Below are 14,168 nucleotides of genomic sequence, written 5' to 3'. Positions count from 1 at the left end.
GAAAGCGAAAAAATATGATCCAAGTCACTAAATTTTAAGTGCAAAGTAACTTAAATGTCATTATTCGACGCAAAATAGAGCTAAATAACCCTAAGTATTGAGTGTTCTTTGCGACAATCTCAACGATTACAATCAGGTATTCCTGTCAAATCATAGACACAAAAAAAGCGAGCCTAGGCTCGCTTTTTAAATTGTGCATCTTTAAACAATCACCTTTTAACAGGTATTTGCTCTATTTTTTGATCATATCCAGCATGATAGCAACAGACTCATCAAGATAAGCATCCGGGGCTTCATAGTCTTTAGGAATATCATCTAACGTTTTAAATGCCTCTAATTTAGCTGCTTTTTGACGTTGGTTGATACGATCTAGACGAAGCGTATCCGCATCATCGCTTTCTTGCTGACGTACCTTTTCATTCAAAGAAAGGTCGTTATCGTCTTTATCCGCCTTATATTTTTCAATATCTTGCGCGATAAAGCCGAATTCCATGTCAGTAGCAATGCGAGCTTGATGTTGGGCAGTCAAAGCAATTATTTCTTCATCGTTACGCTGTAACACTGAATAATTTGCTTTATCAATACTGTCCCAAGGCAGAGCATTATCTTCAACACTTTCACCAGTATCAGCAGGATCAATTGGCGTTGGATAAGCAATATCAGGTACTACACCTTTGTTTTGCGTACTGCCACCATTGATTCGGTAGAACTTCTGGATTGTGTATTGAACGTAGCCCAACTCTTTATCGAACAAATCATAGATATGATTCAAAGAGCGATGTTGTTGCACCGTTCCTTTACCAAAAGAGTTTTCGCCAAGAATGATTGCACGACCGTAATCTTGCATCGCTGCCGCAAAGATCTCAGAGGCTGAAGCACTGTAGCGATTGACCAATACCGTTAGTGGACCTTGGTAACTAATTTCGCCATCAGTATCACTGTTAACTTTGACACGACCGTAGCTATCACGCACCTGAACAACGGGTCCCTCTTTGATAAACAAACCAGAGAGTTCAGTTGCTTCAGTGAGTGCACCACCACCGTTGTTTCTCAGATCAACAATAATGCCTTCAACACCTTGCCCTTTAAGCTCAGTGATCAGTTTGTCTGTATCTTTAGAAAGACCAACATAGAAGCTTGGTACTTCTAGTACACCAATCTTCTTGCCATCTTTCTCGATAACTTCTGACTTAACAGCGCGGTCTTCTAAACGAATCTTATCACGTACAATTGTGACAACGTGACTTTTTGCATCTTTACCATCTGGCAAGATCTGTAGCTTAACTTTGGTCCCTTTCGGTCCTTTAATTAATTGCACTACATCGTCTAAACGCCAGCCGATAACATCAACAATCTCTTCGCCATCTTGACCAACGCCAACAATACGGTCGCCATCGCTCAATTGTTTGCTGTTTGACGCAGGGCCACCAGCAACTAAAGATCGAATAACGGTGTAGTCGTCTGTCATCTGAAGTACAGCACCAATACCTTCTAGAGATAGATTCATCTCTGATTGGAATTGCTCTGCATTTCTTGGAGAAAGGTAACTGGTGTGAGGATCAACTTCACGCGCAAATGCGTTCATGTAGATTTGGAAAGCATCTTCATTATGCGATTGCGTGATACGCTTCATCGCATTGTTGTAACGCTTTTCCAAAACTTCTTGAATCTCTGGCCACTCTTTACCAGTAAGTTTTAGATTCAACGCATCGTATTTAACACGCTTCCTCCAAAGCTCATTCACTTCGGCGATATCTTTCGGCCATTCCGCTTCATTGCGATTGAGCTCAATACTTTCATCGGTATCAAACTTAATCTCAGTGTCTAGCAAAGACAGCGCATACTGAAAACGTTCAAAACGCTTCTGCATAGAAAGATTATAAACATCGAAAGCAATCTGGTTATTACCCGCTTTCAGCTGATCATCAATTTGAACAGATGATGAGGAGAAAGAGTCAATATCAGCTTGAGTGAAGATATTACGATTATAATCCAGCATCTCTAAATAACGATTAAAGATAGCTTGAGAGAAATCATCGTTGAGATTGAAGTGTTTATAGTGAGAACGAGTAAATCGAGAAGTAACACGTTTACTAGCAGTTTCGTGTTGGGCCTCAGGAACGAGTAAAGGTAAATCGTCCTGATCTAATTTGGCTTCAAGAGCCTGAGCTGAAGCTGCTAGACAAAAGCTAGCAGCAATCAGTGTCAATTTTGAACGGCATTTCATGCGTAGGAGTATCTCCTTTAAGCGCGCAAGTGCTCCGCTTTAACAACCATTTGTAGGCCGTTTGCTAACTGAACACGCACATCTTCCTTATTGATTTCAACAATGGTCGCAGCCATGTTTCCTTTACCCATGTTCACATTTACTTCTTTGCCAGCGATGAATTCGTCAGCGTTCAAAGCGCGTGTTTCTACAGGCTTTTCTACTTTTGGTGCTTTAGGCGCTTGACGACGAGGCTGTTGAGCTTTCTTCGCCTTAGGTTTCGCTTTGCCTTCTTCACGAGCTTTTTGTGCTTGTTCTTTACGACGAGCCTGAACTTTCGCTTTGCTTTCTGCAAGTGTAGCTTTAGCGTGTTCAACGTGCTCTTCTTCTAGTGTGCCACACGCGTTGCCGTCTAGGTCAACACGCTCTGCACCAGCTTTTACGCCGTGCAGGTAACGCCATGATGATGTGTACTGTCTTAACGCTGCACGAAGCTGAGTCTTACTTACTTTTTCGTCTTCATTTAGACGTTCAGCAAGATCTTGAAAAATACCAATTTTAAGTGGCTTCGCTTCACCTTCTAGAGTAAAGCATTTAGGGAAACATTCAGCAATATATGCGATAACTTCTTTGCTGTTTTTTAACTTTTCAGTGTTTTCCATGTGGGTTCCTGGTTTTTGCGGTTTTCCGCGAGCATTAAGAAAATATTTTTACGTATTATAGAGAGATGCTTGGGAAAAACCACAGTAAGAGAATAATTTATGCCTTGTTCGCGTGCGAATTAAGCAGCTTTTCCACTTCTGCCATGAAAAATGTTAATCCGTCCTCGTCAATTTGAGAAAAACGACCAACATTTGGGCTATCGATATCAAGAACGCCCGCTATTTTTCCGCCAATCGAGAACGGAATAACGATTTCTGAGTTACTTGCAGCGTCACAAGCGATGTGACCTTCGAACTCATGAACATCATGAATACGCTGAACTGTATTCGTCGCAACCGCAGTTCCACACACACCACGCCCGACCGGAATTCGCACACAAGCAGGTTGACCTTGGAAAGGACCCAGTACAAGTTCATCTTTTTCCTTAGCTAGATCCTGCTTCATTAAATAGAAACCCGCCCAATTCAAGTGATCCAATTCCATGAATAATAATGAACTGATATTAGCAAGATTAGCAGTTAGATCGGTTTCTGATTCAATTAATGCAACGGCTTGTTTGGTTAAGCGTTGGTAATGTTCTATTTTCATATTAACTTCCAATTAAATTGAGACTTCCATTATCAAGAGAACGCAGTAGAATGCGGCCATCAAACTAAATAGGACTTATTCTCATTACAATGAACAATTCAGAAGACACTATTAGCCGTTCTTGGTTAATAACTCAAGTAAAAAAACACAAGTCCAAATTACTGTTTGCTAACATTATTGCCATATTTGCAACTCTCATCAGTGTCCCTATCCCGTTGCTCATGCCATTAATGGTTGATGAAGTATTACTTGATAAGCCGGCTTCTGGCTTAGATATGATGAACCACCTACTTCCATCTTCATTACAAACACCGACTGGCTATATAGCACTAACGTTGTTGTTAGTGATTATCATGCGTACCGTTAGCCAAGCGCTGAACATTCTACAAGGGCGTCAATTTACACTCGTATCCAAAACAATCACCTATCAAATGCGCAGCAAGATGATAGATAAGCTTGGTCGTATTAGTATTAGACAATACGAAACCAAAGGCAGCGGCGGCATTAATGCTCACCTAATAACAGACATAGAGACAATCGATAAGTTCATTGGCTCGACCCTTTCTAAATTTATCATTAGCTTCCTGACCGTGTTCGGTACAGCGATCGTGTTGTTATGGTTAGAGTGGCGTTTAGGATTGTTCATTTTACTGGTCAATCCTGTTGTGATTTATTTCTCCCGTAAACTAGGCAGCAGGGTTAAACACCTTAAGAAGTACGAAAACCAATCTTTCGAGCGCTTTCAAAACCGTTTGGTGGAAACTTTAGATGGCATTTACCAACTACGCGCGGCGAATAAAGAACGCATCTTTCTCGATGAACTTAAGGTTCAAGCAAACCAAGTAAGAATCGATGCAGACAAATACGCTTGGCAATCTGAAGCTGCTGGCCGTGTTTCGTTTCTACTCTTCTTATTAGGTTTCGAACTTTTCCGTGCCGTCGCTATGCTAATGGTGTTATTCAGCGACTTAACCATCGGTCAGATTTTCGCAGTATTTGGCTACTTGTGGTTCATGTTAGGCCCAGTTCAAGAGCTACTAGGGATTCAATTCTCTTGGTATAGCGCGAAAGCGGCACTGCAACGCATCAACGATCTTCTTCAGTTAGAAGAAGAGAAGCGACCTATCAGTAAAGTGAACCCATTTAATGAAGATCAAGAAGTGACAGTTGACATCGAAGACGTTACATTCTCTTACACATTAGAAAACACTGTTTTAAATAGACTATCGCTGCACATCCCTGCAGGTAAGAAAGTCGCTTTGGTGGGCGCGAGTGGCGGTGGTAAATCTACGTTAATCCAGTTGCTGATTGGGGTTTACCAAGCCGACTCGGGGTGCATTCGTTATAACGGTGAAACAACCGATGACATTAGCTTTGATGTAATACGCAATCAAATTGCCGTTGTTTTACAACAACCTATACTCTTTAACGATACATTAAGGCATAATCTAACCCTTGGTGCTGAATACGATGAAATGTCGTTGTGGCGTGCGCTTGAAGTCGCTCAAATGCAAGATGTCATCAAGCAACTGAGTAACGGCTTAGATACACAAATTGGTAGGAATGGCGTTCGACTGTCTGGTGGTCAACGACAGCGCTTAGCAATAGCTCGTATGGTGCTCAGCAATCCTAAGTTTGTTATTCTTGATGAAGCGACATCTGCACTCGATACAGCAACAGAGTCAGCGCTGCATAAAGCGTTGAGCGAATTTTTGAAAGATCGCACAACTTTGATAGTGGCTCATCGATTATCAGCAGTGAAACAAGCTGATCTGATCTATGTTTTAGAAGATGGACAAGTCACACAGACGGGAACACATGGCGAATTGGTTGAACAACAAGGACTTTATCAAACACTCTATGGCAGTGTGCAATCGCACGCCTGATGTTTGTGGTTCTGAGTCTTTAAGTCAGGCATCGAGCCTAACTAACGTTTCAACTTGGGAGGTCGCGTGACCTCCCCATCCGTTACCAACCCTTTATCAACTAAGCATCAATGCGACAGCAGCTCAGTGCGTCTTTGTCAGGGCTGCGAACTCCCCGTAGATAAAATGGACATCCCTTTAGGGAAATCCGCTTATTGCCCAAGATGTGGTACTCAGCTTTATAGAGGCGGCACCCCTAGCCTGTCTGGAAACCTAGCAATCGCTGTCACTTGTTTGTTGCTATTTATCCCATCGCACTTTTTTGAATTCATCAGTATTCGCTTGATTGGTGTCATGATACCCGCAACGCTTCCATCGGGTGTTTTCACCTTGATGGGTGAAGGCTTCCCTCTGCTTGGTTTGCTGATCCTGTTCTGCAGTTCGATCGCTCCGTTGCTCGTGTGCACCTCGGTACTCATCACTCATGCATCACTGCGTTTTAAGATCTTCACACCCTTTCGTTATGCATTAGCCATTATTCAGACTCTCAAACATTGGATGATGTTGGATGTGTTTCTGGTAAGTTTGGCGGTCTCATGTTTCAAACTGCAAGATTACTCAGATATTTTCGTCGGTCCTGGTTTGGTTGGCCTGATTCTTCTACAACTTTTCAGCGTATTATTGGTAAGCCGTATCAGCGTGCGCCGCTACTGGGAAGCTTGGGCAAAAGAATCTGACTACTCTTTTGCTGAAAGTAAGAACGTACACTGTCACAACTGCCACCTGTCTCAGCCTGACAGTCATACTTGTGTGCGTTGTCATCATGACTTATATCACCGCAAGCCCTACTCTATACAGAAGACATGGGCACTGTTGTTTGCCGCATCCGTGGCCATCGTACCAGCCAACGTTATTCCGATTTCTATCCTTATAACAAACGGACAAAGGCTAGAAGACACAATAATTTCTGGTGTCGCGTCGCTGATAAATAGCGATATGTACGGCATTGCAGCGATCATTTTCATTGCCAGTATCGTCGTGCCCGTCGCGAAAATACTCGGCCTCGCGTACATCTTAATCTGTATCAAGATGAAGCGCGCCGTTTACCACAAACAACGCATGACCATCTATTTCATTGTGAAATGGGTGGGGAAATGGTCGGTGATGGACCTGTTCGTTATTTCGATCATGATGACCTTGGTCGACCGTGGACAGATTTTGAACTTTACACCAGGTTATGGTGCAGTCGCTTTTGGCGTCGTAGTTGTTCTCACGATGCTGGCAGCGGAAAGCTTAGATCCTAGGCTAATTTGGGATAACTATACCTCTAAAGATGAGTCAGTGAATGAACAACGATAACCAATCACAAACGTCATATTCACCAGAAGTAAGGAAAAACAAAGGCATCTCACCTTTGTGGATTCTACCGATATTAACCGTTGCATTAGCCGGTTGGTTGGTCATGAAATCGATACACGATGCTGGACAACGTGTGCAGATATACTTCTCAGATGCCGCAGGTTTAGTCGCAGGTCGAACAACGATTCGTTACCAAGGCTTAGAGGTGGGTATGGTGCGTGACATCACTTTATCCAAAGATCTATCGAGCATCTATGTCGATGCTGACATCTATCCAGAAGCGAAGAAGCTACTCTCAAAAGGCACTCGTTTCTGGCTTGTAAAGCCGACAGCAAGTTTGTCGGGCATCTCAGGATTAGACGCTCTGGTTTCAGGTAACTATATTGCTATCCACCCGAGCGAAACCAAACAAGATCCAGAAACGGTTTTCCAAGCGTTAGAATCCTCCCCTTCTGACTTACTGGCTTCTGACGGTTTGAATATTTCACTGACGACCAAAGATCTGGGCGGCGTATCTGTTGGTTCTCAAATCGTTTACCGTAAAATCCCAATTGGTGAGGTTTACAACTACCAGTTAAACGACAACGCTAAATCCGTTACGATTCAAGCCTCAATTAAAGATGAGTACAGCCATATAATCACCGACCAAAGCCGTTTTTGGAATGTCAGTGGTTTAGGTGCCAGTATTGGTTTTTCTGGTGTTGATGTTCGCCTAGAGAGCCTAAGTGCATTACTTGGCGGTTCCATTGCGGTTGACTCTCCGGGAGAAGGCCAACCGGTCGAGATGAACACCAAGTTTAAACTCTACCCAGATTTGAAAACCGCTGGTCGAGGCATCTCTATCAAGATCGCCGTACCAGATGACAACAAGATCAGCGCAACAGGCGCACCGATCATGTATCGCGGCATTGAAATCGGTCAAATCACTGACTTATCGCTAAGTGAAGGGCGTGAAAACGTCGTCGCATCTGCCGCTATTCAACCGGCATTCAGTGACTTTTTAAACAGCGGCAGTAAATTCGTTCTAGAAGAAGCTGAACTGTCGCTTACTGGCATGAAAAACATTGCCAACTTAGTGACAGGTAACTTTTTAACCTTGGTACCGGGCGAAGGTGAAAAAGCACGTCGATTTACTGCGATCCGCAAAAATGAATTCAGCCAGGAACAAGAGAAATCCGTTGCGATTCGCTTAACATCGAACAATTCGTTCGGTTTAGATGTCGGTACACAACTTCTCTACAAAGGCATTGCCGTTGGTTCTATTATCCATGTGGGATTAGTTGATGGTGTTGGTACGGGCTCTGATAAACACGAAGTCTTCATGGATGCACTTATCGATAATGAATACGCGCACCTTATCAAAAGCCACAACCGTTTCTTTGTGACAGGCAGTGCGACTGCAGAGCTTACCGAATCAGGCTTGAGTGTTACGGTCCCACCAGCAAAACAGCTTCTTACAGGCTCGATTAGCTTTGTGAGTGAAGGAAAATCTGAAGCTCGAACGGACTATCAACTTTTCCAAAGTAAGTCGTTAGCAGAAATCGCCAAGTTTAATCAGTCTGGTTCAAAGACGCTTTCGTTGTTTGCGAGTGAACTACCATCAATTTCTAAAGGCAGCCCACTCCTCTACCGCAACCTACAAGTGGGTAGTATTTCTGATTTTCAGCTTGCAGACGGTGGCGTAAGAATTAAGGTCACGATCGAAAATCGTTACACGCACTTACTCAACAAGCACACTGTTTTCTGGAACCGTTCAGGCGTTGAGGTTGATGCATCGCTATCGGGTATCAGCATTAAAGCAGCACCAGTTAAAACCCTTATCCAAGGCGGTATTGCTTTTGACTCTCTGCCGGGAATCGACAACAAACTCGGCGATGTGTGGAAACTTTATAAAGATTCGAAGTCCGCTCGAAAATTTGGCCGCGCGATAACTATTACCTCTGCTGGCGATCAAGAAGTCAGCAAGGGCATGGCGATCAAATATCAAGGTGTCACTGTTGGTGAGGTTACTTTGGTGATTCCGAACTTCAACAAGGGCGGTATTGAAATTACTGCGCGTATTTTACCTGAGTACGTCGACAAGATTGCCGTGGCGAACAGTCACTTCTGGTTGGCAGAGCCTGAGATTGGCCTTAACGGCATCAAAAATGTCTCTGCGCTGCTCTCTAAGCACATCAATGTAGACCCGGGCAAAGGTGAAAGAAACACGAAATTTGAGCTTAGTAAGGGACCCGTGCAGCCTGAAGGCAAGATATTCCAACTGCAAAGCGAAACGCGAGGCTCAGTATCTGAAGGCACGCCTATCCTATTTCGTGAGCTAGAAATTGGCAGTGTTATTGATGTTCAGTTGGGTGAGTTTGCTGACCGCATAATATCTACGATTCAAATCGAACCTGACTACGCGTATCTAATCCGTGCAAACACTGTGTTCTGGAACGTGTCGGGCGTCGATGTCTCTATCGGCCTGTCTGGCGCAAACATCAAAGCTGGAACGGTAGACAGCTTGTTAAGAGGTGGTATTACGTTCTCAACGCCACCGACAAATGAACTTCAGCCAGTCGCAAACGAAGATCAGTCTTTCTATCTCTATCCTAAAGCCGAAGATGAGTGGAAATCATGGAGAACCGCAATTCCTCGCCCATAGAGTGAACCCCTGACGTTTCAAGAAGATTAATTCTTCATCAAAATGCAGCCATTAGGCTGCATTTTTGTCGTTTGCTGTAAATATGGTTTAGGACGGCCTCATTTTGCTTTAAACTCCCCGCATTAATGCAATAAATCGAGATACTCTTTTGCACGCTAACGTATATATTCCTGAAGAATTCCTAACGCACATCGAAGCAATCATGCCTAGTCATCTAGATATGGCTTCTTTTGTTGCGTCATGCCAAAAACCACTTCGTAAAAGTATTCGAGTCAACACATTGAAAATCAGTGTTGAAGACTTCCTAGTACGAGCAAAAGAGAAAGGCTGGAAACTGGAACCTGTACCTTGGTGCGAAACGGGCTTTTGGATTACCGCTGATGAAAGTGAAGCGCCACTAGGTAATACGGCAGAACATATGTCTGGTCTTTTCTACATCCAAGAAGCCAGCTCGATGATGCCACCTTCGGCACTTTTCCAAGGCGAAGCTGATTACCAAGCGGTGCTAGACACTGCGGCTGCACCTGGCTCTAAAACAACGCAAATCGCTGCGCTAATGAATAATCGCGGTGTGTTGGTTGCCAATGAATACGCAGCAAGCCGAGTGAAAGTCCTTCACGCTAACATCGAACGTTGTGGCGTTCGTAATGCCGCTCTAAGTAACTTTGACGGTCGAGTTTTCGGTGGTTGGTTACCAGAACAGTTTGATGCTGTGTTGCTAGACGCACCCTGCTCTGGCGAAGGCACCATTCGTAAAGACGCCGATGCGATGAAGAACTGGACGTATCAATCTGTGGTCGATATTGCCGACACGCAAAAAGATCTGATTGAAAGTGCATTCCATGCTCTCAAACCTAATGGTGTTTTGGTTTACTCAACATGCACACTTAGCACCGAAGAGAACCAACAAGTGTGTCATCACTTAAAAGAAACCTTTGGTGATGCGGTTGAATTTGAATCTCTGGAATCTCTATTCGACAACGCAAAAGCAACCACGACAGAAGAAGGCTTTCTACACATCTTCCCTCAAGTTTATGACTCAGAGGGTTTCTTTGTTGCACGTATCCGTAAACTAGCGTCTGTTACTCCACCAGAAGTTAAAAAACGTATGGGTAAATTCCCATTTGAAAAAGCATCAAAGAAAACTCAGCAAGAAGTCGCTGAGCAACTAATGAATACTCTCGATATCGAATTGCCAAACGATACTCAAGTTTGGATTCGCGACAAAGACGTTTGGCTATTCCCAGAAGCGCTAGAGCCGATGATCGGTGAATTCCGTTTCTCTCGCATGGGAATCAAGATCGCCGAAACCCATAAAAAAGGTTACCGCTGGCAGCACCAAGTGGCCACAACACTTGCAACAGGGAATGAAGCTAATGTTGTCGAGCTAAGCATTGAAGATGCTCGTGAATGGTTCATGGGACGCGATGTTCGCCCTGAAGGCCTGTCTGGCAAAGGTGAAGTACTAGTGAAGTACAATGGTGCAATCATCGGCCTTGGTAAGTGGGTTGGCAACCGAGTGAAGAATGGTTTACCACGCGAGCTAGTACGCGATAAGAACCTTTTCTAAAAGCTTTCTCTCTGTATACAGCTTGATAAACAAAAAGCCCAAACAACGTTAATTGTTTGGGCTTTTTCTATTCTATCGACCATGTAAGTCAGTGTGTGAGCGCTTGTAAATCAACAACTAATTATATAAATATCAATTCAAGTCACTATTTCCAAAAAGAAAAATCGCACTTTAGGGAATCTAAACTAGACTTCAATCTAATAGTCAAAAGATTAAAACGATTAGCGTAGGCTCTTCGGAGCCCTTTCCCCTAAGCCCAAACAGGAAGGTTTGGGCTTTTTTTTGACCGAGAGAACTGCTTATTTCACTAAGCTGATACCTTCTTTATCGATAGTGATCTTGCCAGATTTGTACAAACCACCAATTGTCTTTTTGAACGTACCTTTGCTGGTTCTGAATGCAGAGAAAATAGCTTCAGGAGAAGACTTATCATTCAAAGGCAGGTAACCGCCTTTCTTCTCAAGCAGGTCAAGAACCTTAGTGCTTAGGTCATCCATCTTAGCGACACCAACTTTCTGAAGAGATAAATCAATCTTACCGTCTTCTTCACGAACGTTTTTAATGTAGCCTTTTAGTGTTTTACCAATGAACAGCTTACCGATGATGTCAGATGGGAAAATCATACCCCAGTGTTCACCATTCACGATTGCTTTGTAACCCAATTGGCTACGTTCAGCGATGATAAGATCCACTTGCTCGTTTTGCTTATAAGTCGCAGGTGTGTTGTCTAACCACTTGTTGAACTTTGTTGTACCTACAATGCGGCTAGATGCTTTATCAATATATACATATACTAAGATTGATTGACCTTCGTTTAAACGGCCACGTTGCTCGCTGAAAGGAACCAGTAGGTCTTTACCTTTCACGCCCCAACTCATGAATGCACCAGTGCTGTTAACACCTTCAACCGTCATCAAACCAAACTGGCCTACTTGAGCAATTGGTTTTTCAGTCGTTGCGGCGATCTGGTTGTCAGAATCAATGTATAAGAAAACATCTAACTTTTGACCAATTTCAACACCTTCAGGAGTAAATCGTTTCGGCAGCAACACGGTTCCATAGTCGCTAGCGTCAAGGAATACACCGAAGTCTGCTTGTTTTACTACTTCTAAGTTGTTTATTTGACCAATATTAATCATCAAGATTGTCTCTACTTTAAATTTGGCGGAGATTATACGTGATCTCTGATATGCTTTCGCTAGTTTCATTCATATTTTTACATTCTAGGAGCCATCGTTGATCACCGTTGATAAACAAGATGCGATAACACTTAAAATTAACCATGCCATGGCTAAGACAAAAAAGCTCGACATGGACGTTTATCTATTCATTCCCGGTGAACTTGGACTGACTCCTGAAGTGCTTTCTGAAAGCGCATTTTTCTACAGCTCAATCACGCAAAAACGTGCTTATTACAGTGATAAAACACTGTTGCCTTTGGTACACAGCCGTTTAGCAAAACGCGGTCGACTGTCCATTACACAGTACCGTGTAAGTTTGAGTTTGTTCGCTTATCAATATGTTATCGCATTGGACAAAGCTGTCAGCAGCTTGAATAAGAATGATAGTGACGACGTAACGGCTGATGAAGTAGATGAAGTCATTGAATTGGCTTTAGATATCTTGAAGAAGCTACGCCGAAGCATCCCCTACGAAGAAAACCTCAAGCGATACTATGCTAATATCGATAACTACCTATCTTGGTACACCGAGCAAAAGTTCTTATCTCTGGTTTCGCATATGCCACGTGGCAGTGAGTATTCAACGATTAAAGAACGACTCTTAACACTTTGTGATAAAGAGACTGCGCACCGTAAACTGAACCGCTATAACTCAGCAAGAGTTCGAGAAGACGTTACCCGCTTAAGTAACAAGATGCGTTTGCTGCGTCGTTTAATTGAACACCCTATCGTGCTTAAAGAAAAGACCACATCGATGGGTAAGAACGTTAAGCGTGCCGTGAAAGGCATTGCGACTGGTTTGGTAATGGTCGTCGTGACCACTACTGTGATCTTGGCTCGTGACTTTCTTGGTGAGATTACCGCTTCTTTCATCGTGGCGATGTCTTTCATCTACGCGTTGCGTGAGATCTTCAAAGATGACTTGAGAGACATCCTTTGGCGCTGGCTGCGTAAAGGCAAGCCGAAATGGAAGCGTCGTTACTATGACCCAACGACCAATAAATCTGTTGGCCATAAACTGGAATGGTTGGACTACGCAAACTTTTCGAAGCTTGCAGATCGCATTCAATCAATTCGTAAGAAGCGTGTGGTACAACGTGAAGAGCAAATCTTGCATTACCGCTCTCATACTGAAATGTCGACATCGACCTTTATGAGTGGTTATGAAGAGACTCGTGAAACATTATCGATCAGCTTGAGAGCGCTGACACGATTGATGGATAAGGGTTCGAACAAGATCTACCGCTTGAATGAAGGGCAAGTTAGCCGCGAATCAGTAGAAAAACGTCATCTTCTCAACCTGATCATTAAAGAGAACAACCATGATAACGAACCAACCTACTACCGTTGGAAGATCGTTATGAACCGTTCAAAGATCGTCGACATCGAACAAATCACTCAAGAATCTTAACTTTTCTACGGTGTGCAGCACGGTATGTGGATATTCAATTCACATACCGTTCTTCCACTTATTCACTTATTCAAGCTTCCATCTACTTCCGAGCTATTTCCTAGACGGGACTTTCTTAATCGAAAGCGTTAGCGTGAACTCGGCCATTGGCTCATCGCCATGCAAAGATGGGCAAGTCGCGATAATGGTCACAGGTTGGTTTACACGATCCCCAGTAGACATAGTTTCTTCTAGCATGGTGTTGATCAACTCACCATCGTTACAAGTGAAGTGTACATCGCCTTCTGGACGCTTTAAGAAGTTGCCCGTCACCTCTTTAAATGCCAACGAAATCTTTTCACCTTGTTGCTGAGATTTGCTCATCGCAAGAAAGCCACCCGCCACATCCGCACCGACAGCCAAAACGCCAAAATACATACTATTAAGGTGGTTCTTCGTTCGTCTTTTAAGAGGGATTTTGACCTCAACATGTTGGTTATCCAGTGCGAGCAATTTTGGTCTGCATAACCAGATCAGAGGCACTTTGAAAAAACCAAACATGCTCAAGTAGAAATTTGCTTTTTGTAGAGGGGTCAACATTCGGATTACCTAGTCAAATCAGTCATCAGACCAGTTAATCGATTAGTGATGGGGATGTCAAAAAAATGTTACAAAAAAGAGATATCATCGCATAATGATATC

At 43.3% G+C, this 14,168-nt stretch carries 10 protein-coding genes; 5 read left to right on the top strand and 5 right to left on the bottom strand.

Annotation, left to right across the window (positions count from 1 at the left end; all coding sequences use genetic code 11):
- Positions 1–232: 232 nt before the first annotated feature.
- The 3 genes from prc to OQJ75_RS15865 form a co-directional block, all read right to left on the bottom strand.
- The gene (gene prc, locus OQJ75_RS15875) at positions 233–2,227 is read right to left on the bottom strand and encodes a carboxy terminal-processing peptidase (RefSeq protein WP_004733642.1); all 1,995 of its coding nucleotides are present in this window, start codon (positions 2,225–2,227) and stop codon (positions 233–235) included.
- A 17-nt stretch (positions 2,228–2,244) separates the two neighbouring features.
- A complete protein-coding gene (gene proQ, locus OQJ75_RS15870) occupies positions 2,245–2,868 on the bottom strand; it encodes an RNA chaperone ProQ (RefSeq protein WP_017057223.1) in 624 nt (207 codons plus the stop codon).
- A gap of 97 nt (positions 2,869–2,965) precedes the next feature.
- Complete coding sequence (locus tag OQJ75_RS15865) at positions 2,966–3,457, bottom strand: GAF domain-containing protein (protein ID WP_265974004.1); 492 nt, start codon at positions 3,455–3,457, stop codon at positions 2,966–2,968.
- An 89-nt stretch (positions 3,458–3,546) separates the two neighbouring features.
- Here OQJ75_RS15865 and OQJ75_RS15860 point away from each other — a divergent pair, with 89 nt between their 5' ends.
- The 4 genes from OQJ75_RS15860 to rsmF all read left to right on the top strand — a co-directional run bounded on the left by OQJ75_RS15860 (position 3,547) and on the right by rsmF (position 10,895).
- Entirely contained in the window at positions 3,547–5,343 is a 1,797-nt protein-coding gene (locus OQJ75_RS15860) for an ABC transporter ATP-binding protein (RefSeq protein WP_265974003.1), read from the top strand.
- A gap of 54 nt (positions 5,344–5,397) precedes the next feature.
- On the top strand, positions 5,398–6,681 hold the full coding sequence (locus OQJ75_RS15855; RefSeq protein WP_265974002.1) for a paraquat-inducible protein A: 1,284 nt from the start codon (positions 5,398–5,400) through the stop codon (positions 6,679–6,681).
- Positions 6,668–9,325, top strand: coding sequence for an MlaD family protein (locus OQJ75_RS15850; RefSeq protein WP_265974001.1), 2,658 nt, complete (start codon positions 6,668–6,670; stop codon positions 9,323–9,325). Before OQJ75_RS15855 ends, OQJ75_RS15850 begins: the two co-directional genes overlap by 14 nt.
- 148 nt (positions 9,326–9,473) lie before the next feature.
- Positions 9,474–10,895 carry a 16S rRNA (cytosine(1407)-C(5))-methyltransferase RsmF gene (gene rsmF, locus OQJ75_RS15845; RefSeq protein ID WP_265974000.1) on the top strand — a complete coding sequence of 474 codons (1,422 nt, stop codon included), beginning with the start codon at positions 9,474–9,476 and terminating at the stop codon, positions 10,893–10,895.
- 299 nt (positions 10,896–11,194) lie between these two features.
- Here the strand turns inward: rsmF and OQJ75_RS15840 are convergent, their stop codons facing one another.
- A complete protein-coding gene (locus tag OQJ75_RS15840) occupies positions 11,195–12,103 on the bottom strand; it encodes a S1 RNA-binding domain-containing protein (RefSeq protein ID WP_265973999.1) in 909 nt (302 codons plus the stop codon).
- Between the two features lie 28 nt (positions 12,104–12,131).
- On the opposite strand from OQJ75_RS15840, the gene OQJ75_RS15835 reads away from it, so the two are divergent.
- The gene (locus tag OQJ75_RS15835) at positions 12,132–13,487 is read left to right on the top strand and encodes a hypothetical protein (protein ID WP_176681136.1); all 1,356 of its coding nucleotides are present in this window, start codon (positions 12,132–12,134) and stop codon (positions 13,485–13,487) included.
- A 93-nt stretch (positions 13,488–13,580) separates the two neighbouring features.
- Here the strand turns inward: OQJ75_RS15835 and OQJ75_RS15830 are convergent, their stop codons facing one another.
- A complete protein-coding gene (locus tag OQJ75_RS15830; RefSeq protein WP_265973998.1) occupies positions 13,581–14,066 on the bottom strand; it encodes a PaaI family thioesterase in 486 nt (161 codons plus the stop codon).
- Positions 14,067–14,168: the final 102 nt, after the last annotated feature.

It is taken from the genome of Vibrio sp. 14G-20 (genome assembly GCF_026241515.1).
Classification (GTDB): Bacteria; Pseudomonadota; Gammaproteobacteria; order Enterobacterales; family Vibrionaceae; genus Vibrio.
This window is presented reverse-complemented; position numbering and strand designations above follow the sequence as displayed.